This is a genomic window from Streptomyces pactum (assembly GCF_016031615.1).
GTDB classification, from domain to species: Bacteria; Actinomycetota; Actinomycetes; order Streptomycetales; family Streptomycetaceae; genus Streptomyces; species Streptomyces pactus.
The window spans coordinates 2133906-2158200 of the sequence record NZ_JACYXC010000001.1; the positions used below are offsets into that span (position 1 = coordinate 2133906).

At 75.8% G+C, this 24295-nt stretch carries 16 protein-coding genes; 2 read left to right on the top strand and 14 right to left on the bottom strand.

Annotated elements, in window-relative coordinates; all coding sequences use genetic code 11:
• Positions 1-50: 50 nt before the first annotated feature.
• From IHE55_RS08405 to IHE55_RS08425, 5 genes are all read right to left on the bottom strand, one after another.
• Positions 51-704: a histidine phosphatase family protein gene (locus tag IHE55_RS08405; protein WP_197991867.1), complete on the bottom strand. Its 654-nt coding sequence runs from the start codon at positions 702-704 to the stop codon at positions 51-53.
• Positions 701-1141, bottom strand: a complete 441-nt coding sequence (gene rsfS / locus IHE55_RS08410) for a ribosome silencing factor (protein ID WP_197988455.1) — start codon at positions 1139-1141, stop codon at positions 701-703. The genes IHE55_RS08405 and rsfS overlap by 4 nt, the downstream gene beginning before the upstream one ends.
• 354 nt (positions 1142-1495) lie before the next feature.
• Positions 1496-3919 carry an LCP family protein gene (locus IHE55_RS08415; RefSeq protein WP_307826573.1) on the bottom strand — a complete coding sequence of 808 codons (2424 nt, stop codon included), beginning with the start codon at positions 3917-3919 and terminating at the stop codon, positions 1496-1498.
• Positions 3920-3930: 11 nt separating this feature from the next.
• Positions 3931-4542, bottom strand: a complete 612-nt coding sequence (nadD, locus tag IHE55_RS08420; RefSeq protein ID WP_197988456.1) for a nicotinate-nucleotide adenylyltransferase — start codon at positions 4540-4542, stop codon at positions 3931-3933.
• Positions 4543-4842: 300 nt separating this feature from the next.
• Positions 4843-5007 carry a hypothetical protein gene (locus IHE55_RS08425; RefSeq protein ID WP_197988457.1) on the bottom strand — a complete coding sequence of 55 codons (165 nt, stop codon included), beginning with the start codon at positions 5005-5007 and terminating at the stop codon, positions 4843-4845.
• A 762-nt stretch (positions 5008-5769) separates the two neighbouring features.
• Between IHE55_RS08425 and IHE55_RS08430 the strand changes: the two genes are divergently transcribed.
• On the top strand, positions 5770-7026 hold the full coding sequence (locus IHE55_RS08430; protein ID WP_197988458.1) for a M48 family metallopeptidase: 1257 nt from the start codon (positions 5770-5772) through the stop codon (positions 7024-7026).
• 170 nt (positions 7027-7196) lie between these two features.
• Here the strand turns inward: IHE55_RS08430 and IHE55_RS08435 are convergent, their stop codons facing one another.
• The 5 genes from IHE55_RS08435 to proB all read right to left on the bottom strand — a co-directional run bounded on the left by IHE55_RS08435 (position 7197) and on the right by proB (position 14076).
• Positions 7197-8282, bottom strand: a complete 1086-nt coding sequence (locus IHE55_RS08435) for an SCO2583 family membrane protein (RefSeq protein ID WP_197988459.1) — start codon at positions 8280-8282, stop codon at positions 7197-7199.
• 586 nt (positions 8283-8868) lie between these two features.
• Entirely contained in the window at positions 8869-9570 is a 702-nt protein-coding gene (locus IHE55_RS08440) for an SCO2584 family spore wall biosynthesis protein (RefSeq protein ID WP_307826574.1), read from the bottom strand.
• Positions 9571-9711: 141 nt separating this feature from the next.
• Positions 9712-11010, bottom strand: a complete 1299-nt coding sequence (locus IHE55_RS08445; protein WP_197988460.1) for a glutamate-5-semialdehyde dehydrogenase — start codon at positions 11008-11010, stop codon at positions 9712-9714.
• Between the two features lie 979 nt (positions 11011-11989).
• A complete protein-coding gene (locus IHE55_RS08450) occupies positions 11990-12502 on the bottom strand; it encodes a DUF8830 family protein (protein ID WP_197988461.1) in 513 nt (170 codons plus the stop codon).
• Between the two features lie 458 nt (positions 12503-12960).
• On the bottom strand, positions 12961-14076 hold the full coding sequence (proB, locus tag IHE55_RS08455) for a glutamate 5-kinase (RefSeq protein ID WP_443742619.1): 1116 nt from the start codon (positions 14074-14076) through the stop codon (positions 12961-12963).
• Between the two features lie 421 nt (positions 14077-14497).
• On the opposite strand from proB, the gene IHE55_RS08460 reads away from it, so the two are divergent.
• Positions 14498-16585 carry a CDP-glycerol glycerophosphotransferase family protein gene (locus IHE55_RS08460; RefSeq protein ID WP_197988462.1) on the top strand — a complete coding sequence of 696 codons (2088 nt, stop codon included), beginning with the start codon at positions 14498-14500 and terminating at the stop codon, positions 16583-16585.
• A gap of 537 nt (positions 16586-17122) precedes the next feature.
• Here IHE55_RS08460 and obgE read toward each other — a convergent pair.
• From obgE to IHE55_RS08480, 4 genes are all read right to left on the bottom strand, one after another.
• A complete protein-coding gene (obgE, locus tag IHE55_RS08465) occupies positions 17123-18559 on the bottom strand; it encodes a GTPase ObgE (RefSeq protein ID WP_197988463.1) in 1437 nt (478 codons plus the stop codon).
• A 279-nt stretch (positions 18560-18838) separates the two neighbouring features.
• A complete protein-coding gene (gene rpmA / locus IHE55_RS08470; RefSeq protein ID WP_197988464.1) occupies positions 18839-19096 on the bottom strand; it encodes a 50S ribosomal protein L27 in 258 nt (85 codons plus the stop codon).
• A 14-nt stretch (positions 19097-19110) separates the two neighbouring features.
• Positions 19111-19431, bottom strand: coding sequence for a 50S ribosomal protein L21 (gene rplU, locus IHE55_RS08475; RefSeq protein WP_197988465.1), 321 nt, complete (start codon positions 19429-19431; stop codon positions 19111-19113).
• A 568-nt stretch (positions 19432-19999) separates the two neighbouring features.
• Positions 20000-24136: an Rne/Rng family ribonuclease gene (locus IHE55_RS08480; RefSeq protein WP_197988466.1), complete on the bottom strand. Its 4137-nt coding sequence runs from the start codon at positions 24134-24136 to the stop codon at positions 20000-20002.
• Between the last annotated feature and the right edge of the window lie 159 nt (positions 24137-24295).

Genomic DNA, 24295 nt, shown 5'->3' on the forward strand with positions numbered 1-24295 from the left:
CACCGGACCCCCGGCCACCCGGCCCGGTCGCCGGGCTCCGGGCCGGTCAGTCAGTCGTCGTCGCCGAGCACCGGCTCCGGGAGCGTGCCGGCGTTGTGCTCCAGCAGGCGCCAGCCGCGCACGCCCTCGCCCAGCACCGACCAGCAGCAGTTCGTCAGGCCGCCGAGGGCCTCCCAGGAGCGGGGGTCCAGGCCGAGCAGCCGGCCGATGGTGGTGCGGATGGTGCCGCCGTGGCTGACCACGACGAGGGTGCCGCCGTCGGGGAGTTTGTCGGCGTGCGCCTGGACCACCGGCGCCGCCCGGTCGGCGACCTCGGTCTCCAGCTCACCGCCGCCGCGGCGCACCGCCTCACCGCGCTTCCATGCGGCGTACTCCTCACCGAAGCGCTCGATGATCTCCTCGTGAGTGAGCCCCTGCCACCGCCCCGCGTACGTCTCCCGTAGCCCGGCGTCGTGTGCGACCTCCAGCCCGGTCAGCACCGCCAGTTCGGCGGCGGTCGCGGCGGCCCGCTTCAGGTCCGAGGCGACGATGGCGTCGGGCCGGAGGGCGGCGAGCAGCCGGGCCGCCCGGCGGGCCTGGCCGACGCCGGTCTCGGTCAGCTCGATGTCCGTGGAGCCCTGGAAGCGGCGCTCGACGTTCCACGCGGTCTGCCCGTGGCGCCACAGCACGATGCGGCGGCCCCGGCCGCCCTTGCTGCCGTTCAGCTGAGATCACCGGTCCCGTCACCGGCCGAAGCCTGCGCCTGGGCGTACTCGGCGCCCTTGCCCCGGGTGGCCACCGCGTCGGCGGGCAGCTCCAGCTGCGGGCAGTCCTTCCACAGCCGCTCCAGCGCGTAGAAGACCCGCTCCTCGCTGTGCTGGACGTGGACCACGATGTCCACGTAGTCCAGCAGGACCCAGCGGGCCTCCCGGTCGCCCTCGCGACGGACCGGCTTGGCGCCGAGTTCCTTGTTCAGCTTCTCCTCGATCTCGTCGACGATCGCCTTCACCTGGCGGTCGTTGGGGGCCGAGGCGAGCAGGAAGGCATCGGTGATCGAGAGGACGTCGCTGACGTCGTACGCGATGATGTCGTGCGCGAGCTTGTCCGCGGCCGCCTGGGCGGCGGCGTTGATGAGCTCGATGGAGCGGTCCGTGGCGGTCACAGGCAGTACTTTCCGGTCGTGGGACGTGATACCTCCAGGGTCTCACGCCCCACCCGCAACGGCGCCAGGCGTTTCTTTCACGCCCCCTGGGGTCCGAGGCGTACGCCGGGGGCGCGGGGGCCGCAGCAGGAGCTCACATCCGTGCCCCCTGGCACGGCCGGCGCGTCCGGCCACGACGGACGTCCGGAGCGGGGGCGCGTACGGCCACGGGGGCACCGCCCGGACCTGCGTCCCTGCGTCCCTGCGTCCGGAACCCGCTGCCCGGCACGCGGACCCGGGGGGACACGGCCCGGCGAGCGGCGCCCGGCCCGGGGCGCGCATCCGTGGGCCGAGTGCCGCCGTCCGTCCTCCCGCTCAGCCGGTGGTGCCCGCCGTGCCCGTGCCGGCGGTCGTGCCGGCGGCACCGGTGGTGCCGGCGGCGGCCGTCCCCTGGGTGTCGCCGCCGGTCGCCCCGTTCCCGGCGCCCGCCGAGGACGCGCCGCCCGAGGCTCCCCCGGAGGCGTCACCACCGCCCGTGGTGGCGGTGGTCCCCTCGTAGTCGGCGCCCAGCACCACGGTGACGTCCGCGTTGGCGGCGCCCTTGCCCTTGGCCACCGCGCTGTCCGGCAGCCCCAGGGTCCGGGCGACCTCCCGCGCCTGGGCCGCCTGCGCCTCGTCCGTGTAGCTGACCCGGGAGGCGGACTGCCGGGAGCCACCGGCGTCGGTCGCGGCGACGACCGTGAAGCCACCGTTGATCAGCGCGATCTGTGCCGCCGCGCCCGCCGTCGGCTCACCGCTGGCGTTGCGCACGCTGACCCGGGCCACGCCGCCCGGCTCGGTGTTCTTCACCGTGCCGCCGAGGATGTCCTCGACCACGTGGTCGGTGGCCTCCTCGCTGAGCGTCCCGTCCTGCTCGACGGGGAGCACGGTGGTCTCGTACGCGCCCTTCTTCGCCCGTTCGGCGAGCCGGGCCAGCGAGGCGCCCAGCTCGCTCTCGCTCAGCGAGGGGTCGGGGATCTGGGCGAGCGCCTCCACGGTGCTGGTGGCCTCACCGGGGTCGTCGGACATCTTCTTCAGCACCGCGTGCATGACCTGCCCGAACCGGCTGAGCTGCTTGGTCTGCGGCTCGGCCGGGGACCGGTAGGTGGCGTAGGCGACGGCCGCCTGGCCGCTCAGGGCCCGCCCCTTGCCCTCGGTGACCAGCGGGTCGGCACCCTGCTTGGCGGCGGGCACGGTCGCGTCGGCGTCCACCGTGATGCCGTCGACCAGCTCGACGAGGTTCTCCAGGTACGGGGTGTCCAGCCGCCAGGTACCCGAGATGTCCGTCCCCAGCAGGGTGCCCAGCGCCTCGCGGGTGGCGTCCGAACTCTCCTCGACGGACCTGCCGAGCGTGGTGGCGCCGCCCTCCTCCGCGGCCACCGCGAGCGCGTTGGGCAGCAGGACGGCGGTGCCCTTCCCGGCGGTCTCGTTGTCCACCAGCAGCACCGTGGAGGTGTCCCCGGCGCCGCCCGTCTCGTGCAGGTGGAGGACGATCACGTCCCGCTTCTGGCCGCTGCCGGAGCCCGCCTCGTCACCGCTGCCGCCGGACTGGCCGGGCAGTTTCCCGGCCGCCCACAGGTAGCCCACGCCGCCCACCACGGCCAGCGCCAGCACCGCGACGAGCGCGATGAGCCGGATACGGGTCCGGCGCCGCCGCTCGTCCCGCCGCTCGGTGCGGGTCTCGGCGAACTTCAGCCAGTCGATGACGTCCTCGGACTCCTCGTCCTGCTCCTCGACGAAGGAGAACTGCTCGGTGCGGTACGGGCCCTCCGGCTCCGCGTCACCGGTCCCGGCGGTCCGCCCGGCCGGCACCTGCTCCGGTCCGCGTGCCCGGCCGCGCTGGGCACGCCTGGCCCGCCGGCCGGTCGCCTCCGGCTGCTCGGGGCCACCGGCCCGTCGCCGGCCCCCGCCGCCGGGCCCCCCGGGGGTACCGGCGGAGGCCCCCTGGGTGCCGGAGGGGTCCCCCGGCGCGGCGGTCCCCGAGGCGCCGGCCCCGTCCTGGATCGCGGGCATGGTCAGGGTGCCGGGGCCCTCGGCACGGTCCCGGGCCTCCGCCCCGGCCCCGGCGCCGGCGTCGGGGCGCTCGGCACGGCCCCGGGCCCCGGGTGCGCGACGCGCACCGGCACGGCCGGCGGAACCGAGTGCGGCGTCCGGGCCGGCCGGGCCGCCCCCCGGAACGGCCGGGGGCCGCGCCCCGGCCGGGGACTGCGGCCCACCGCCCTGCTGCCCCGGGTGTCCCTGGGCCCCGTACCCCTGCGGATCGTGACCGCTCCGGTTCCCGTACGGGTCCCCCTGGCCCGCGTACGGATCCCCCTGGCCGCCGTACGGGGCCCCCTGGCCGGCATACGGGTCGCCCTGCCCCCCGTACGGGTCCCCGTAGGGGAGGTCGCTCCGGCCGCTCTGCCCGTACCCGGGGGCGGCCGGCCGCGGATCGCCCCAGCCGAGGTTCCCGGTGCCCGAGGCGGTCCCGGCGTCCGGGGTGGTCCCGTACGACGGGGCCGCCGGTGCGCCGTAGGACGGGGCCGGCGGCTCGGTGCCGGGGGTCTGTGGGCCGCTGCCGTAGGCGTCGTGGGTGGCATAGGGCCGGTCGTACCCGGACGAGGCGTCGGCCGGCCCCGGGTGGACCGGCCGGCCGTAGGCGTCGTAGCCGTACGTCTGCTGCTGGGGGTCGTACGCGCCCTGGGCGTAGGGATCTTCCGCCGGCCCGTAAGGGTCCCGTCCGTACGGATCCTGCCCGTACGGGTCCTGTCCGTCGTTCACCGGTACCCCCTTCAGCAGTCGTGCCGGTACAGCTCGCGCTTGTCGATGTAGCGCACCACGCCGTCCGGCACCAGGTACCAGACGGGGTCCCCGGCCGCGACCCGCGCCCGGCAGTCGGAAGAGGAGATGGCGAGCGCCGGTACCTCCACGAACGAGACCCCGCCCTCGGGCAGTCCCGGGTCGGCCAGTATGTGGCCCGGTCGGGTCACGCCGATGAAGTGGGCGAGGGAGAAGAGTTCTTCGGTGTCCCGCCAGGTGAGGATCTGGGCGAGCGCGTCGGCACCGGTGATGAAGAACAGGTCCGCTTCCGGGTTGAGCGCCCGCAGATCCCGGAGCGTGTCGGTGGTGTAGGTGGGGCCGCCGCGGTCGATGTCGATACGGCTGACCGAGAACTGGGGGTTGGACGCGGTGGCGATGACCGTCATCAGATAGCGGTCCTCGGCCGGGGACACCTTGCGGTGGCTCTTCTGCCACGGCTCCCCGGTCGGGACGAACACCACCTCGTCCAGGTGGAAATGCGCGGCCACCTCACTGGCGGCGACCAGGTGACCGTGGTGGATCGGGTCGAATGTCCCGCCCATCACGCCGAGGCGCCGCTTCGCGGACCGTTTCTGCTCTCCCATGCGTGCAGACCCTACTGGTCCGGGGCCGGTGCCGGGGCACGAGGTACCCCCAACTCGTGGCCATGGGTGGCCCCGGCTCCGGGGCATGGTTGACGCCGGCCCGGCGGTCGTCCGGCGGCTGCCCGCGACCGTCGGCCGTCCTCCGCCGGCGGGCTGCCGGCGGACCCGCGACGACCCGCCGCGGCACGGATGGCCGGCCCGTCGGCGGACTGGCGACCGGTCGCCGGCGGACCCGCGGCGGGGCCGGCGCGGGAGGCTCCGCGCGGCCGGGGCCGGGGTGCCCGGTGACCCGGGCCGGGATCAGCGGTCGCGGTTGAAGCGGGTGGTGACCCAGAGCAGCAGAAGGAGGATGACCAGTGCCGCACCACCGGTCACGTAGGGGCTGAGGCTCTCGTGGTTGCCGCCGTGCTCGCCGCCCTCGGAGGCGAGGGTGGCCAGGGTGTGAGCGGTGCTGTAAGCGGTCATCGTCGCCAGGACCTATCCGGGATGTGAGCGGGCCATTACGTCTGCCACATGGTAAGCGGGGAGATCCGCGGCGCGCCGCCCGGGCTCGCACCGGCTCCGCGAACGGCCCCGGAAGGGCCCGTGGAGGGCGGCGGCAACCGGCCCGGAACGGCGGGGCGGGGGCCGTGGCCCGCCGTTCCGGTCCGTCGTGGTGGAAGCGGCGGCCCCCGGGGGGCACGCAAGGGCACGCACGGGGACACACGGTACGCACGGGCTGACGGGCCTGCCGCAGGCTCACCGGCCCCGGGGGCACGGGCCCGGAGCCGTCGCCGTGCGGTCCCGCCCGTGAGGGGCCTCGGACCGGTGCCGCAGCAGACCCGGGGCCGTCCCGTGCGGGCGCCGGTCCGGTGAGGGGGGCCCCGGTCCCGCCACGGCGCGGGCCCCGTAGGTGGGCGAGCCCGGCCCCGTAAGGGCCCCGGCCCGCTCCCGTAAGGGCCCCGGCCCGGCCCCGTAAGGGCGCCGGCCCGGTCCCGTAGGGGCGCCGGTCCCGTGGGGGCGCCGGTTTCGCATGGGCGGCCGGTCCCGTGGGTGGGCCCGGGAGCGCGGCCGGGGTCCCCGAGGGGCGCCGGCCGGGGCCGGCCGCCACGGCCGGGAGGGCGAGGAGCACGCGGGGACGGCCGGGACGCCGGGAGGTGACACCCCGTCGGCCAACGGGGTGCCCGGCCCTAGGGTGGAGTCCATCCGGGGGACGGGCCACGACAGCAGCCCAGCGAGGGGGTCTCGATGAACGACAGCACCATCCACGGCCGGGAAGGCCGGCCGAACGGTGACCGGCGGCGGTTCCCGGGCATCTCTTCCCGTGCCTACGAACACCCGGCGGACCGGTCGGCACTGGTCGCGCTCCGCAAACTGAGCGGCTTCGACACGGCCTTCAAGGCGCTCAGCGGGCTGCTGCCGGAGCGGAGTCTGCGGCTGCTGTACCTGTCGGACTCCGTCCGGGTGAGCAACCGGCAGTTCGCGCACCTCAACGACATGCTGCGGGACGCCTGTTACATCCTGGACCTGGAGAAGGTGCCGGCGATGTACGTCACCCAGAACCCGCAGCCCAACGCGATGTGCATCGGCCTGGACGAGCCGATCATCGTGGTCACCACCGGACTGGTCGAGCTGCTCGACGAGACGGAGATGCGCGCGGTCGTGGGCCACGAGGTGGGTCACGCGCTCTCCGGCCACTCGGTGTACCGGACGGTGCTGCTCTTCCTCACCAACTTCGCGATGAAGATCGCCTGGATCCCGCTGGGGAACGTGGCGGTGACGGCGATCGTGACCGCGCTGCGCGAGTGGTTCCGCAAGTCGGAGCTGTCGGCGGACCGGGCCGGGCTGCTGGTGGGCCAGGACCTCCAGGCGTCCATGCGCGGACTGATGAAGCTGGCCGGCGGCCACCACCTGCACGAGATGAACGTGGACGCGTTCCTGGAGCAGGCGGACGAGTACGAGCGCGCCGGCGACCTGCGGGACTCGGTGCTGAAGATCATGAACGTGCTGCCGCGCAGCCACCCGTTCACCACGGTGCGCGCCGCCGAACTGCGGAAGTGGGCCGCGAGCCGCGACCACCAGCGGATCATGGACGGTCACTACCCGCGCCGCGCGGACGACCGGGACGCCTCGGTGTCGGACTCCTTCCGGGAGTCGGCCGCGCACTACGCGGATTCGGTGCGCTCCAGCAAGGACCCGCTGATGGCGTTCGTCCGCGACGTGGCGGGCGGCGCGGGCGACCTGGGCGGACGGCTGCGGGACCGGTTCACCGGCAACGGGGCCCGCGGCGGGCCGTCCCGTGCCCCGGAGGACGGCGCGCCCGGTACCGGCCACGCCGGCGGGACGGGGCCGGACCGCACCGGCGGGCCCGGCAGCGGACCGGACGGAGCCGGGCCCGGCGGCAGCGGACCGGACGGAGCCGGGCCCGGCGGCAGCGGACCGGGCGGGGACGGGTCGGCCGGCACCGGGCCGGGGACGCCCGGCGGCGGACCGGCGGCCTCCTGACGGGCCCCCGACGACGGGCCCCGGCGACACCCTGAGGGCACCCCCGGACGGCACTCCCGGCACCCCTGACAGTTCCGGGGACGGAACGCCTGGCCCGGTCGGGGCCGACCGGGCCCGGAAGGCGGGGACGGCGGGCGCGGCCGGGGCCGACCGGCGCGTGGCCGGGGCCGTCACCGGCCGGGCGGGGTCGCGTCGGGCTGCGCGGCGGGGTCCAGCACGCCGCACACCGGGACGGAGAGACGGCCGGTGCGGTACGGGTCGGTGCCGTCCGACCGGTCGCCCCGGGCGGACTCCCCGGCGAACAGCGGACGCAGGTACCCGGCGGCGTCCGCGGCACAGGACTGGGGGCCGGCCTGGAGCGCGCTGTGGGCCAGTTCCAGCCGGTGGTCCCGCACGTCCTGGCTGTCCAGGCGGAAGCGGGTCTCGCGGTGGACGGTGAACAGGGAGGCGGCGTCCGGTTCGTGGTCGCCGGCGGGACGCACCGCGTACACGAAGGTGTGGTCGGCGATGACCTCCAGCGTCCCGGCGGGGCGCTCGACCACCGAGAGCGTGCCCCGCACCCGCACCGGTTCGTCGGTGAGCTCCACCCGAGCCGGGTCGAAGCGGGTCAGCCAGCCGGTGGCGGCGTACCGGCCGTCGTCGGCCGGCCGGGTGAGGCTCCGGTCGAACTGGGCGTACTGGGTGGGGTCGAGCAGTGTCCGCACCGGCCGCGCGGACCCGCCGGAGAGCACGCCCCGGTCGAGGGAGGACTGCACGACGTACTCCCGGACGACGTCCAGCGCACCGAGGACCTCGGCCTCGGTGAAGTTCTCGGTCCGCCGTACGGCCGGCTGGGTGATCCCCTCGGCACCGGTCGCGTACCCGGCCGCCGGGCTGTGCAGGAACAGTTCGGCAGGACGGCCACCGGGCACCGGATCGCGGGGTGCCAGCGGGACCACGCTGCTGCGCAGTGGCTCGGCGACCGGCCGGGCGGGCTGCTGGTACGGATTGCGGATGCCCATGTACACGGCCGCGGCGAAGGCGACGGCGATCAGTGCCACGAGGATCACGGCCTGCCGGGACGGCGTCAGCCGGCCCCAGCTGCGCCGGGGCCGCACCGCCGGCGTGTGCTCGCCGATCCGTTCCCGGGCGGAGAACTCCTGGAGGCGGGCAGCCCGCACAAACGATTCGTCGAAGACGACGGATCGGTACTCGTCGTCGCCACCTCCCGGGACGCCCTCGGGGGTCCCCTCGGGTGGGTCGCCAGGCCCGCCCATACCACCAGGGTAGGTCGCACCCGGCCGCCGCGAACCTCGTGAAGGCCCCCCGCCCGGGCGGCCCCGGCGACCGGGGTCCCGTCCCCCGTCGGGCGTCCCCGCGCGGACGCGCGAAGGGCGCTCCGGAGGGCGCGCGGGGGCGCTCGGAGGCGGAGGTGCGGGCCGGCCGCCCGTAAGGGTGGACCGGCGGCGCCCCGGGGTGACGCCTCCGGGACACGGCACTCCGGAGGTACGCCCCGAGCGGGGCCCGGGCAGGTACGACCCGCGGGCGGGCGAGCCGGGTACGCCCGGAAACACCGAAGAAACGGACCGGCCGAGGCCCACCGCCCCGGGCCACCGGCACCCGGCCACCGGCTCCGGGACCACCGGCGCCCGGGTCACCGGCGGTGATCCACCGGGCACGGTCCGCGGGGCACGGCACAGCGGCCACGGCTACCGGTCACAGCCCACGGGTCACCCGTCCCACCGGCCCCGGCGCCGGGCCGAGCACGCATTCGCCCCCGGGGCGCACCGTCCCGGACGCACACCGCCCCGACGCACCGGGCGCACCGGCCCGGGTCCACCACCCGGCCGTGGCGTTGCGCGGTCAGCGGCCCGCGGCGCCGGCGGTGGCGGCCGTGACGACCGGTGTGCCCGCCGGTGTGCCCGGGCGGCCCGCGGTTCCGGACGACACCGGCCCGCCGGGGTCGCCGAAGAGGCCCTTGGCGCGGGGGGAGGTGCCGCCGGGCGCCGGGAAGGCGCCCTTGGAGTCCTCGGAGAGGCTCTCGCCACGGGTGGCCGGCGGCGGGCTGGGCTCCTGACGGCCCCCGGAGGCGCCCCGGTAGACCGCCGCGAAGGCCAGGGCCACCACCCCGATGCCCATCAGGACGGCGAGCAGCCAGGCGATCGGCCGCTGCCAGCGGGCGTGGCCCCGGTAGGGCCGCTCGCCGCCGTACCGGCCGTACGGCCCGTAGGGGTCGTCGGGGTCCCCGTCCCGGCCGAACCGGCCGTACGGCCCGCGCTCGTCGTCCGGGTCGTGGCCGTAGTCGCCGTCCGGCCCGTAGCCGTCGTCGTAGGGATCGTCCTCGGTGGTGGCGGCGCCGGTGCGCCGGCGGGCCGCCTCCGCCTCGGCGCGGGCCTCGGCGGCGGCGAGCATCCGCTCCACCGCCGTGGGTTCATGGACCTCGGCCGACCGTACGAAGTCCTCGTCGAAGACCACGGAGGCGAAGGCGTCCTCCGCTTCCCCGTGGCTGCGGTCGTCGGGCACGTCGCCGTCCGGGAACGGCCTGCCCCCCACGTCGTCCGGCACCCCATCAGAGTAGACCGGAGCGGTCAATTTGGGCAGGGCGGGAAGGGGAAGTCGGCGGAAGCCCGGACCCGGCGTTCCGGGGGTCCCGGACCCCGCGAACAGGGGGGCCGGGCGGGGGGTCAGAAGTGGGCCGGCGGAGGGTCAGCGGGTGTGGCCGTCGCCGGTGACGATGTACTTGGTGGAGGTCAGCTCGGGGAGCCCCATCGGGCCGCGGGCGTGCAGCTTCTGGGTGGAGATGCCGATCTCGGCGCCGAAGCCGAACTGGCCGCCGTCGGTGAACCGGGTGGAGGCGTTGACGGCGACCGTGGTCGAATCCACCAACTGGGTGAACCGGCGGGCCGCCGCCTGGGAACCGGTGACGATCGCCTCGGTGTGCCCGGAGGACCACCGTCGGATGTGCGCCACCGCCTCGTCCAGCGAGTCCACCACGGCGGCCGCGATGTCGTAGGAGAGGTACTCGGTCTCCCAGTCCTCCTCGGTCGCCGGGACCACGGTGGCCGGCGAGCCCTCCGCCAGCGCCAGCACCCGCTCGTCCGCGTGGACCGTCACCCCGGCCCGGGCCAGCGCCGCCAGCGCCTCGGGCAGGAAGCTGCCGGCCACGTCCCGGTGGACCAGCAGGGTCTCCGCTGCGTTGCAGACGCTGGGCCGCTGGGCCTTGGAGTTGACCAGGATCTCCACCGCCGTGCCGAGATCGGCGTCGGCGTCCACGTACACGTGGCAGTTGCCGGTACCGGTCTCGATGACCGGCACGGTGGACTCCTCCACCACGGTACGGATCAGCGAGGCGCCGCCGCGCGGGATCAGCACGTCCACCAAGCCCCGGGCGCGCATCAGCTCGCGCACCGAGTCACGGCTCTCGCCAGGCACCAGCTGCACCGCGTCGGCCGGCAGACCGGCGCCGGCCACGGCGTCCCGGACCACCTCGACCAGCGCCGTGTTGGACCGGTACGCGGAGGAGGAACCGCGCAGCAGCACGGCGTTCCCCGACTTCAGGCAGAGCGCGGCGGCGTCCACCGTCACATTGGGCCGGGCCTCGTAGATGATGCCGACCACCCCGAGCGGGACCCGCACCTGCCGCAGGTCGATGCCGTTGGGCAGGGTCGAGCCGCGCACCACCTCGCCGACCGGGTCGGGCAGCGCCACGACGTCCCGTACGTCGGAGGCGATGGCGAGCACCCGCTCGGGGGTGAGGGTCAGCCGGTCCACGATCGACTCCGCGGTGCCGGCGGCGCGCGCCCGGGCCACGTCCTCGGCGTTGGCCTTGACGATCTCGTCCGTGCGCGCCTGGAGCGCGTCGGCGATGGCCAGCAGCGCGGCGTCCTTGGCCGCCCGCGGCAGTGGCGCCAGCTCCGCGGCGGCGGCCCGGGCCCGCCGGGCGGCCTGGTACACCGGGGAATCCGGCGACGGAGCGGTCAGGGGGGACGTCGAGTCGCTGCTCATGCTCCGAAGGGTACTGAGCGGGACGGCGGCCGCCGACGGGTGTTCCGCGTTTCGAGACACCGGCGCACCGGCGTACCACCCGGCGCGGAATCCCACGCCCCCGGGGCGCGGGGCCACCGGGCCACCGGGCCACCGGGCCACCCGGCGACGTAAGGGACCGTGGGCGGTCGGCGCCCGTACGGGGCCCGTGCGAGTGCCTCAGGGTGCCTGGGGCGCCATCGGGGCAGGGGGCTGCTCAGGGGTCCCGTACGGGCAAGGGCGGGGCGGCCGAGGCGTGCGGGCCCTGTACAGGCGCCTCAGGGAGCCCGTAGTGCGCCGCGCAGGGGTGGGGGGCACTTCAGGGGCTCATACGGGCGGGGCGGGCGCTCGGGCAGTGTGCTCAGGGCGCATACGGGCGCGGGAACACGTGCCGGAGCCGCGTAGGGGCGTACCGCGGGCCACCACGGGCCGTACCCCGGCTTCCGGCACGTGCCCGCCCCGCCGGAAGCCGCCCCCGGCAGCGCCAGGGGCCCGGATACGGCCACCGTCCGGCGCGGACCACCGGTGTACGGGACCGCGGGTCGAGCGCAGCGGGCCGGGTCGCCGGCCCTGAGCACCGTGTGCGGGCTGCGGTGGGGGCGGGCGGCCGAGCCCGCTCCGGACGCCCGGGCACCCCGTACACGGGCACGGCCGGACCCACCGACCGGGGCGGTACACGGCCCGACACGCACGCGAGCCCCGGGGCCGACCCCGGCCGTATACGGGCGCCATCGGGCACGGGCGGACACGGCCGGACCCAGGCGCCGCCGGGGCCCGTTCGCACGGGGAGACACGGGCACGGGCGGACACGGGACGGCCGGACATGAAGCGGCACGCGCCCGCGCCTCGCGGTGGCCGGGCAACGCCAGGCCCGGCGGCCTCCGGGCCCCCGGACCGACCCGGCCGACCAGGACCGGCACCGCCCCGCCTCACCTGCCCGCTGCCGGGCCCCGGGCGGTCCTCAGTAGGGGTGCACGCCGATCCGGGACGCGGGCGGCGGGCCGTACCCCTCGGCTATCCGCTGGTGGTACGTCGCCCGGTCGATGACCTCCAGCCCGACGATCTCCCACGGCGGGAGCTTCGCGGTGGACCGGTGCTCGCCCCACAGGCGCAGCGCGACCGCCGCCGCGTCGCGGAGGTCCCGGGCCTCCTCCCAGTAGCGGATCTCGGCGTGGTCCCGGGCGTAGCGGCTGGTCAGCAGGAAGGGGTGGTCATGGGCGAGCTTCTCCAGCGCCTGTCCGACCTCGGCGAGCGGCGCCTCGGGGCCCGAGACGCTGAGTGTGACGTGCCACAGCCGGGAGGCTTCCGCGGCCTGGCCCGCGGGGCCCTGGACCGGCCGGCCGGCGTGGTCGGGGCCGCCGTCCGTCCCGGCTGCGCCGTCCCCGACGCTGGCCAGGCTGCGTTCCTCCCCCGCGGCCCTGCGGATGGCGGCGCCCCCGCCTCGGGGACGCGCCCCCGGACGCCCTCGTCTCACCGGCGGCCTCCCGTTGAATTCAGCGCTCCGCCCACGCGGAGCCGTGTGCGTCTGGCACCGCGGAGCCGCCGCCCGGCGGCGCCGCCGCATCAAAGTTGACCAGTCCGCGGGCGGCCGTGGGGCGGTTTTACGGAAGCTCCCCGCTGGAAGTCTGGACTTGTCACGCTTTCTCTGCCGGGTCCTCCGCGCGCCCGGGCGCTCCCCCGGCGCGCCGGTGGGAAGGACGCGTTCCGGCGCACCGGTATCCGCGCCCGGCGCACCCCGCCGGCACGCCACCACACCGGCCACCGCACCGCCGGGAACCGGCCGGCACGCCGGTCACCGCCGGGCTCGTCGCGGACCGCGACCGCCCCCCCTGCACGACGCAACCCGCCCCCGCGCGACGCGCCCGGACCAGTTCGCCGCGGACCGCAGGCGTCACCGGCGCGGCACACCCAGGACGTCACGGATCGCGGGCGTCAGTGGCGCAGCAGGACCAGGTCGTCGCGGTGGACCACCTCGCGCTCGTAGGCGGGGCCCAGCTCGCGGGCGAGGTCGCGGGTGGAGCGGCCGATCAGCCGCGGGATCTCCTTGGCGTCGAAGTTCACCAGGCCGCGCGCCACGGCCCGGCCGGTGCCGTCCCGCAGCTCCACCGGGTCGCCCGCGGTGAACTCGCCCTCCACGGCGGCGATCCCCGCGGGCAGCAGCGAGCCGCCCCGCTCCACCACGGCCCGTACCGCGCCGTCGTCCAGGGTGAGCGCGCCGCGCGGGGTGGAGGCGTGCGCCAGCCACAGCAGCCGGCCCCGGGAGCGCCGGCCGGTGGGGTGGAAGTAGGTGCCGGTGGGGCGGCCCAGCAGGGCGTCGGCGGCGTGGCTGGCGGCGGTGAGGACGACCGGGATGCCCGCTCCGGCGGCGATCCGGGCCGCCTCCACCTTGGTCACCATGCCCCCGGTGCCGACCCCGGCCCGGCCGGCGCTGCCGACGGAGATCCCGGCCAGGTCACGGGGGCCGGTGACCTCGGCGATCCGGGTGGTGCCGGGGGTGCTCGGGTCGCCGTCGTAGAGGCCGTCCACGTCGGAGAGGAGCACCAGCAGGTCGGCGCGGACCAGGTGGGCGACGAGCGCCGCCAGCCGGTCGTTGTCGCCGAACCGGATCTCGTCGGTGGCGACCGTGTCGTTCTCGTTGACCACCGGCACCGCGCCCATCGCCAGCAGCTGGTCCAGGGTGCGGTACGCGTTGCGGTAGTGCGCCCGGCGGCTGGTGTCGTCGCCGGTGAGCAGCACCTGGCCGACCCGGCGCCCGTAGCGGGCGAAGGAGGCGGTGTAGCGGGCCACCAGCAGGCCCTGGCCGACGCTGGCGGCGGCCTGCTGGCGGGCCAGGTCGCGGGGACGGCGGTCCAGGCCGAGCGGGGCGAGCCCGGCCGCGATGGCGCCGGAGGAGACCAGCACGATCTCCTTCTCGGCCGGCGCGCCGCCGTCCGGGGCGCCGGCCCGGCCGTCCAGGACCTTGGCGAGCACGTCCACCAGGGCGTCCACCCGGTCGGCGTCCAGCCCCCCGGCCGCCGTGGTGAGGGAGGAGGAGCCCACCTTGACCACGATCCTGCGGGCCGCCAGCACCTCGCTCCGCGTCGGCCGCGGACCGCGTCCGCGGTCCCCGTCGGTTCCGGTCCCGGTACCGTCCTGCGCTGCCACGCTGCCGCTCCCTGTCCTCACCGCCGGTACGCGCCACCGCTCCGGGCGCGTACGTCCTGGTCCGTCGGTCGCAATCTACGCCAGACGGGTGGTGGGCGCCGCTCCGTTCCGCCCTCTGGACCCCTCACCTGTTTGCCCTGGTTCACGGTGATTGGTATCACCGGAGATTGTCACCGGGCCCGGCCGCGTCATACGGTCAGTGGTCGGCTCGTCCCACAACCACAGGCGTCACTCGGACGTCTATGAGTGGAACAGGTGACCAACTCACCGCCCGACCCTCGTTGCTCGTTCCCCGTTCATCGCACTCCTGCCAGGAGCCCACCCCGTGCCCTCTGCCGGAACCTCCTCCCGCCGAGCCGTGCAGCTGGCGGCGTTGATCGCGATGGTGGTGTTCTTCACCACTCAGCTGATCGGTGCCGTGCTGCCGAATGTGCCGCTGCTCGTCGCCGCGTCGGCGGGTGGCCTCGCGCTCGACCTCTACCTCCAGCACCAGCAGCCCGGCCTGCTGTCGCTGCTGGGCAAGATCCGCTTCGATGTCGTGGTGCGGCAACTGTTCCGCGACATGTTCCTCCTGGTCGGACTGCTCCGCCTGGACGACATCGACGCGGTGCACGAGCACGCGCCGATCATCACCGGCCTGCTCCTCTTCTACGTGGTGCACTTCGTGTGCCAGGCGGCGTCGGTGCTGGTGCGCCGCAGCCGCCAGCTGCCGTTCGTGACCCGCAACATCGACACCTCGGGGCTGCGGCTGAGCAGCGCCCCGCCGCGGCTCTTCGCCCGCCAGCACGGGCGGCGGCTGGTGCGGCTGGCCGTCCCGGCCACCGCCGGCCTGCTGGGCACCGCGGTCACCGGGGACGGCTGGTGGGGGATCGCCGGGCTGGGCGTGGCGGTCCTGACCGGCATCGCCGGTACCGTCCACCTCGCCACCTGGCTGCTGCCCCGCAAGCGCGCCGTCAACGAGCAGCAGGCGCTGGCCTGGCTGGACGAGTGGCTGGCCGAGTACCGGCCGACCGTGGGCATGTACTTCTCCGGCGGCACCACCTCCGCCTACCAGGCGAACATGTGGCTCTCCACGCTCGCCGCGCTCGACGGCAACCCGATCATCGTGCTCCGTGAGCGCTTCATGGTGCAGAAGATCGAGGCGACGGACGTGCCGATCGTCTGCCTGCCCAAGGTCGCCCACCTGATGCGTCTGGAGCACAGCACGCTCAAGGTCCTGGTGCACCCGGCGAACTCCGGCAAGACCTCCCAGGTGCTGCGCATCCCGACGATCAAGCACGCGTTCATCAACCACGGCGAGAGCGACAAGCTCTCCAGCTGCAACCCGTACGCCAAGGCGTACGACGAGGTGTGGGTGGCCGGCCCGGCCGCCCGCGACCGGTACCAGCTCGCCGACATCGGGGTGGACGACCGGGACGTGGTGGAGGTGGGCCGCCCGCAGCTGGCCCCGATCCGCCCCTACGCGGGCCCGCCGACCGGCGCGTACACCACGGTGCTGTACGCCCCGACCTGGGAGGGCTGGGACGGCAACCCGGGCAACACCTCGATCATGCTGGCCGGCGAGAACATCGTGCGGCAGCTGCTCGCCGACCCCGCGGTCCGGCTCGTCTACAAGCCGCACCCGATGACCGGGTCGGTGATCCCGCAGGCCGGCGCCGCCAACGAGCGCATCCAGGCGATGATCGCCGAGGCGAACGCCAAGCGCGGCGGTCCGCGGCCCGGCCCGGAGGCCGCCGCCGAGCTGGCCCGCCGCACCGAGGAGCTGAACCGGCTCACCACCACCGAGTTCCGCGCCAGCGCCGACGAGATCGAGCGGATGAAGCTCCAGGGCCGCCCGGCGGACGGGCACGCCGCCCGCGTCGACCAGGCGCTGGCCGCCTGGGAGAACGCCTTCTGGGCGTCGCTGCCGGAGTGGGAGCACCAGATCATCACCGGTCCGCGGCCGGGCATCTTCAACTGCTTCAACCAGGCCGACCTGCTGATCAGCGACGTGTCCAGCGTGGTGTCGGACTACCTGAGCAGTGAGAAGCCGTACGCGGTGGCGAACACCAGCGGGCTGTCGGAGGAGGAGTTCAAGGCCGGCTTCCCGACGGTGCGCGCGGCCACCATCCTCACCCCCGACGCGGCCGGTGTACCGGCCCTGCTGGAGACCGTGCGGCAGCCGGAGAAGGACACCCTGACCGGGGCCCGGGCGGTCCTCAAGGAGCACCTGCTGGGGCCGTCCGACCCGCCGTCCATGGTCCGCTTCAACCGTGCCGCGCTGGCGCTGGCCGCCGAGGCCGACGCCCGGGCCGCCCGGGTAGCGGCGCGCGCCGCCTCCGAGCTGCCCTCGCAGCGGGAGGCGATCGACGCGGCGGAGGAGATGGAGATGGAGCCCGGCAACCCGGGCCCGGAGGAGACCGCGGGGGTCTGACCCCGGCGCGTACCGGCAGCACGGACGGCGGAGGCCCGGAAGGAAGCGATTCCTTCCGGGCCTTCGCCATGTCCGGGGCGGGGCCGCCCGGCACTCGACCGGCCACCGGTCCCAGGGCGGGGCAGGGGGGCCGGCGGCGGGGGCCTGCGGCGGCCCGCGGCGGGAGCCTGCGGCGGCCGGGCGGTGCGGTCCTAACGCCCCCGGCCGCGTACTGCGGGAGGGCACAGGGCCGGGGCCGTACGACCTGGGAGCGCGCGGTGCGGCGGTGCGGGGGCCGTACGTACCACCCCGGGCCGCCGTGGCGACGGCGGGGGTCGTGCGGCAGGGGTCGTACGGCCGACGGTGCGGGACGTACGGTGAGCGGGGTCGTCCGCGCGCCGCCGCCCCGGACGCGGGCCGGCCCCACCGCCCCCGGCGCGCGGGCCGGGGGCGGTGGGGCCGGGAAGCCAGGGCCGGGCGGGGCCGGCGGTGCGAGGGGGCGATACGCCCCCAGGCCGCCGTGCCGCCGAGGGGCCGCCCGGGTCCCGGTCCCCGGCCTCAGAACGGCCGGAACTCGTCGTACTCCTGGTCCGCGTCGTCGTGCTCCGCCTGGCGGTCCCGGCGGCGCTGGGCGGCCGGCCGGGGGGCCTCGAACCGGTGGTCCTCACCGCGCCTGCCCAGCATCTCGGCGCCGGCGGTGACGCTCGGCTCCCAGTCGAAGACGACCGCGTCGTCCTCCGGGCCGATGGCCACGCCGTCGCCGGCCCGGGCCCCGGCCTTCACCAGCGCCTCCTCGACACCGAGGCGGTTGAGCCGGTCGGCGAGGTAGCCCACCGCCTCGTCGTTGTTGAAGTCGGTCTGCCGCACCCAGCGCTCCGGCTTCTCGCCGCGCACCCGGAACAGGCCGTCCGCCTCGGGGGTGACCGTGAAGCCGGCGTCGTCCACCGCCTTGGGCCGGATGACGATCCGGGTGGCCTCCTCCTTGGGCTTGGCGGCCCGCGCCTCGGCGACGATGCCGGCGAGCGCGTACGACAGCTCCTTCAGGCCGGTGCGGGCGACCGCGGAGACCTCGAAGATCTGGTAGCCCCGCTCCTCCAGCTCCGGCCGGATGAGGTCGGCGAGGTCCTTGCCGTCCGGGATGTCGATCTTGTTCAGGACGACCAGCCGCGGCCGGTCCTCCAGACCGCCGTACGCCGCCAGCTCGGCCTCGATCACATCGAGGTCGGAGACCGGGTCACGGTCGGACTCCAGGGTCGCGGTGTCCAGCACGTGGACCAGGACCGAGCAGCGCTCGACGTGGCGCAGGAACTCCAGCCCCAGGCCCTTGCCCCGGCTGGCGCCCGGGATCAGCCCGGGCACGTCGGCGATGGTGTAGACCGTGGAGCCGGCCGTCACCACGCCCAGGTTGGGCACCAGCGTGGTGAACGGGTAGTCGGCGATCTTCGGCTTGGCGGCCGAGAGCACCGAGATCAGCGAGGACTTGCCGGCGCTCGGGTAGCCCACCAGCGCCACGTCGGCGACCGTCTTCAGTTCGAGGATCACGTCCCCGCTCTGGCCGGGCTCGCCCAGCAGCGCGAAGCCGGGGGCCTTGCGGCGGGCGGAGGCCAGCGCCGCGTTGCCCAGGCCGCCACGGCCGCCCTGGGCGGCGATGTAGGTGGTGCCCTGGCCCACCAGGTCGGCCAGGACGTTGCCCTGCTTGTCCAGGACGACGGTGCCGTCCGGGACCGGCAGCACCAGGTCGGTGCCGTCCTTGCCGGAGCGGTTGCCGCCCTCACCGGGCTTGCCGTTGGTGGCCTTGCGGTGCGGGCTGTGGTGGTAGTCGAGCAGGGTGGTGACGGACTGGTCCACGGTGAGGATCACGTCACCGCCCCGTCCGCCGTTGCCGCCGTCGGGGCCGCCGAGCGGCTTGAACTTCTCACGGTGCACGGAGGCACAGCCGTGGCCCCCGTTACCCGCGGCGACGTGCAGCTCGACGCGGTCCACGAAGGTGGTCATCGCTGGTGCCTCCAGATGGTTCGCTCTCCCGCCGCGCCGGGGCGGCGGGGAAGCGGTGGTCTTCGGTGTCGGACCGGCCGGGGTTTCCCTGGGGGACACCGGCCGGGGTGGTGGGACGGTCCGCGGCGCGCCGCTCACGAGAGCAGTCACCGCGCGCCGGGCTCCGGGGCAGCGCCACCGGAACGGCCGGCCGCCCCTGACAGTGTCAACGCAGCGAGGGCGGACCCGCTTCCCGCGCAGGGAAGGAAGGTCCGCCCTCGGAGTCGTTCCGTCGGCTGATTACTCGGCGACGGGGACGATGTTCACGACCTTGCGGCCACGCCGGGTGCCGAACTGCACCGCACCGGCGGCCAGCGCGAACAGCGTGTCGTCGCCGCCACGGCCGACGCCCGCGCCCGGGTGGAAGTGCGTGCCGCGCTGGCGGACCAGGATCTCACCGGCGTTGACGACCTGACCGCCGAAGCGCTTCACGCCGAGCCGCTGAGCGTTGGAGTCGCGACCGTTCCGGGTGGACGATGCGCCCTTCTTGTGTGCCATCTCTCCTCAGTCCCTTACTTCGCAGCCGCGTCGATCTTGGTGATCTTCAGCGCGGTGTGCAGCTGGCGGTGACCGATCCGCTTGCGGTAGCCGGTCTTGTTCTTGTACTTCAGGATGTCGATCTTGGCACCCTTGTGGTGGTCCACGACCTCGGCGTGCACCTTCACACCGGCCAGGACCCACGGGTCGCTGGTGACCGCGTCGCCGTCCACGATGAGCAGGGTCGAGAGCTCGACGCTGTCGCCGACCTTGCTGGTGGAAATGCGGTCAACCTCAATGACGTCGCCGACGGACACCTTCTGCTGGCGGCCACCGGTGCGCACGATCGCGTACACGCGGAACTCTCTCTCGCTCGGAACGGAACCTCTGATGCCAGCCGCTCACACGGGCCCCGGTGCATGACCGGGGTCCGATACATCCATGAGGACGAGCGGCCTCTCCCGAGACCGGGAGGTGTTTGCTCAGGGGCGCGGCGTACAGACGCCGACGGTCAAGATTACGGGTCGCCCGGCCGGGGGGTCAAACCGGCCCCCGGGCGCGGACCCGTACCCACCGGGCGGCCGTACCCGCCGCCCGCCCGGGCGGCCCTCCCCCGCCCGGGCGGGCGTACCGGTCGCGTCCGGGCGTGGCGCACCGGCCGTGGGCGGCGTACGGCTGCCAGGCGGCGTACGCCGGGGCGGCCCCGCGCGCCCGCGGACCGGCCGGGCCCCCGCACCCGCGGACCGGCCGGGCGTCCCGCACCCGCCGGGGGCCGGCCGGGGCGCCCCTGGGATGACCCTGAGCACCCCGGCGCCACCCCGATGCCTCCCCCGCCCCGGGCCCGTCCGGGAAACGCCCCGGCCCCGTACGCGCGGTGCGTACGGGGCCGGGGCGATCCGGAGGCGGGCCGTTGCCCGCCGGGGCTCAGCCCTCGTCAGCCGTGGCGGACCCCGCCGACGGCTCCGCGGCGGCGGCGGTCTTCTTGGCCGCCGTCTTCTTCGCCGTGGTCTTCTTCGCCGTCGTCTTCTTGGCGGTGGTCTTCTTCGCCGTTGCCTTGGCCGTCGTGGTCTTGGCCGTCGTGGTCTTGGCCGCCGCCTTCTTCGCCGTGGTCTTCTTCGCCGCGGTCTTCTTGGCGGTGGCCTTCTTCGCCGGCGCCTTCTTGGCAGCGGTCTTCCGGGCCGTCTTCTTCGCCGGTGCCGCGTCCTCGGCGTCCGGCTCGGCGCCGGCCGCCTCCTCGGCCGGGGCCTCCTCGGCACCGGCCTCGACCGGGGCCGCAGCCTCGACCTGGGCCTCGGCAGCCGGGGCCTCAGGTGCCTCGGCGGCCACAGGGGCCTCCTCGGCCGGCCGCGACGGCGCCGCGGGAGCGCTGACGACCACCACGGCGGCCTCCTCGGCACCGGCCGGCGGACCCGCCGGGGCGGACACCTTCCGGGTCGCCCGGCGGCGCGGCCGGGGTGCGGGCGCGGCCTCCGGCTCGGGGGCCGGCGCCGGCTCCGCGGTGACGGCCACCGGTTCGGCCGGCTCGGGGGCGACGGGCGCCGCCTCCGGCTCCGGCTCCGGGCGCGTCTCCTCGGCGGGGACGACGACCGGCCGCGGCTCGGCGCTGCGCGGGGAACCGGCCGGCGCGGTGGCCTTCCGGGTGGCCCGGCGGCGCGGACGGGACCGCAGGGCCGCGGCCTCCGCCTCGGCGGCGCTGCTGTACAGCTCCTCGTCCGGCGCGAACGCCGGCTCGGGCGCCGGCCGCTCCTCCACGACCTCGGCGGCCACCTCGGCGGCCGTCTCCGCCGCGACCTCGGCTGCCGTCTCCGCGGCCACCTCGGTCGCCGCCTCCACGGCCTCCACCGCCTGCTCGGCCACCTCGGCCTGCTGCGCGGCGGCCTTCTTCTTCTTGCGCTTGCCGCCACCGCCGACCGCCGACGGCTGGTCCATGTGGACGATCACGCCGCGGCCGTTGCAGTGCACGCACTGCTCCGAGAAGGACTCCAGCAGCCCCTGGCCCACCCGCTTGCGGGTCATCTGGACCAGACCCAGCGAGGTGACCTCGGCGACCTGATGCTTGGTGCGGTCCCGGCCCAGGCACTCCAGCAGGCGCCGCAGCACCAGGTCCCGGTTGGACTCCAGCACCATGTCGATGAAGTCGATCACGATGATGCCACCGAGGTCGCGCAGCCGCAGCTGGCGCACGATCTCCTCGGCCGCCTCCAGGTTGTTCCTGGTGACCGTCTCCTCCAGGTTGCCGCCCTGGCCGGTGAACTTGCCGGTGTTGACGTCGACGACGACCATCGCCTCGGTCCGGTCGATCACCAGCGAGCCGCCGCTGGGCAGCCAGACCTTGCGGTCCAGCGCCTTCATCAGCTGCTCGTCGATCCGGTACGTGGCGAACACATCCACGTCCGAGGTCCACCGCTGGAGCCGGTCCGCCAGGTCCGGCGCCACGTGCGAGACGTAGCCGTGGATGGTCTCCCACGCCTCGTCACCGCTGACGATGACCTTGGAGAAGTCCTCGTTGAAGATGTCGCGGACGACCCGGACGGTCATGTCCGGCTCGCCGTAGAGCAGCGCCGGGGCGTTGCCGGTCTTCGCCTTCTTCCGGATCTCCTCCCACTGCGCCTGCAGACGGCTGACGTCGCGGGCCAGCTCCTCCTCGCTGGCGCCCTCCGCGGCGGTGCGCACGATGACGCCCGCGTCCTCGGGGACGATCTTCTTGAGGATCTGCTTCAGCCGCGCCCGCTCGGTGTCCGGCAGCTTCCGGCTGATCCCGGTCATCGAGCCCTCGGGCACGTAGACCAGGTAGCGGCCGGGGAGGGAGACCTGGCTGGTCAGCCGGGCACCCTTGTGACCGATCGGGTCCTTCGTCACCTGGACCAGCACCGACTGGCCGGACTTCAGCGCGGTCTCGATCCGCCGCGGCCCGTTGGCCAGGCCCAGCGCCTCGAAGTTGACCTCACCGGCGTACAGCACGGCGTTCCGGCCCTTGCCGATGTCGACGAAGGCGGCCTCCATCGACGGCAGGACGTTCTGCACCTTGCCCAGGTAGACGTTGCCGACGTAGCTGGTCGCCTGCTCCTTGTTGACGAAGTGCTCGACGAGGACGTCGTCCTCCAGCACCCCGATCTGGGTGCGCTCACCGCTCTGCCGGACCACCATGACCCGCTCGACGGCCTCACGGCGCGCCAGGAACTCGGCCTCGGTGATGATCGGCACCCGGCGGCGGCCCTGCTCACGCCCCTCGCGGCGGCGCTGCTTCTTGGCCTCCAGGCGCGTGGAGCCCTTGATGGACTGCACGGCGTCCTGGAAGTCGGTCGCCTCCTCGCGCTTGCGCGGCTCGCGGACCTTGACGACGGTGCGCTCCGGGTCGTCGGCGGCCACCTCGGTGTCACCGCCGTCCCCGCTGCGGCGACGGCGACGGCGCCGGCGACGGCTGCTGGTGGACCCGCCGCCGAGCGACGGCTCGCCCTCGGGCTCCTCACCACCGGCCCCGGTGTCCTCGGTCTCCTCGCCGTCGTGGGCGTCCTCGGCGTCCGAAGCCTCGGCGCCGGTCTCCTCGGCCGCACGGCCGGACGGCGCCTGCTCGGCGGACTCCTCACCGGCGTCCGCGGCCTCGCCACGGCGACGGCGGCGTCCACCTCGGCGGCGGCGGCGCGACGGGCGGTCGCCCGACTCGTCCTCGTGCTCGTGTTCCGCGCCGGCCTCGGCCTCGGCCTCGTCTTCCTCGTCGGTCCCGGGCTCCTCGGTCGCCTCCGGGGCCTCCTCGGCCCGCAGCCGCTCCTCGATCAGCTCGGCGCGGCGGCGGCGACGGCGGCGCGCGGGGCGCAGCGACTCCTCGTCCGCTTCCTCCTCGACGGCCCGCCCGGCCTGGGCCTCGGCGGCGGCAGCGGCGGCAGCGGTCTCGGGGGTCTGGAACATCGGCTCGGTGAACACCGGCGCCTGGAACACGGCGGTCGGCGGACGCACCGCACGCCGCCGCAGCCGCGCGGGCGGCTCCGGCTCGGTCTCCCGGGCACCGGCGGCGGGCGCCTGCTCGGCGGCGGCCGGCGCGGCGGCGCGCGACCGGCGCGCGGCACGCGGCGCGGGCTCGGCGGCGGCCGGCTCCTCGGCGGGCGCGGCGGCCTCGGCGGGCTGCTGCGCGGCCGGCTCGGCGGTCGCCTTGCGGGTGGCGCGGCGGCGGGTGCGGCGCGGGGTCTCCGGCTGCTCCTCCTCGCCGGGGCTCTCCGCCACGGCGGGGGCAGCGGGCTCCTCGGCGGCCGGTACGGCCTCCGGGGCCGCCTCGGCGGCCGGTGCCTCGTCTGCCGCGGGGGCACCGGCGGGCGCGGTCGCCCGGCGGGAGGCCCGGCGACGGGTCCGCGCCGGCTTCGCCTCCTCCACCGACTGCTCCGCGGCCGGCTCGGCCACGGTCTGCGCGGCAGGCGCGGGCTCCTCCACGGCGGGCTCCGGCGCCGCCACCACGGCAGCCCCGGCCTCCACCTCGGCCCCGGCCGGCGGACCCGCCGGAGCGGTCGCCTTACGCGTCGCCCGGCGACGCGTCCGCGCCGGCTTCGCCTCCTCCACCGACTGCTCCGCGGCCGGCTCGGCCACGGTCTGCGCGGCAGGCGCGGGCTCCTCCACGGCGGGCTCCGGCGCCGCCACCACGGCAGCCCCGGCCTCCACCTCGGCCCCGGCCGGCGGACCCGCCGGAGCGGTCGCCTTACGCGTCGCCCGGCGACGCGTCCGCGCCGGCTTCGCCTCCTCCACCGACTGCTCCGCGGCCGGCTCGGTCACGGTCTGCGCGGCGGGCGCGGGTTCCGCGGTCTCCTCCGCCTGGGCCGCGACCTCGGTCTCCTCGGTCTCCTCGGTCTCCTCGGCGTCGGCCGGTATGGCCGGCAGGCTCACCTCGGTGACCGGGGCGGTCGCGCCGGTCGGCGGGCCGGCCGGGCGCGAGGCCACCCGGCGCCGGCGGCGCGGCGGCAGGGTGTCGCTGGGGCTGTTGTTGTCGGACCCGGCGTCGGCGGCGGTGCCGTGCGCGGTCCGCTGCCCCGCTCCCTTCAGGTCCTGCGATTCTGTGGGCTCAATAGGTTCGAGCATGCGGGCGGTTCTCCCGTCACGCTCCCGGGCGCCGCGTCCGGTTCCGGCCGGGGACCGCGTGAACTGCGCGGTGCCACGGCCCGGGGCGCGGGCGCCACACGGGAGCTGTCGTCTCGCTCGTCGGCACCATCCATGTGGTGCCGGCGAAAGTCTCCTGGT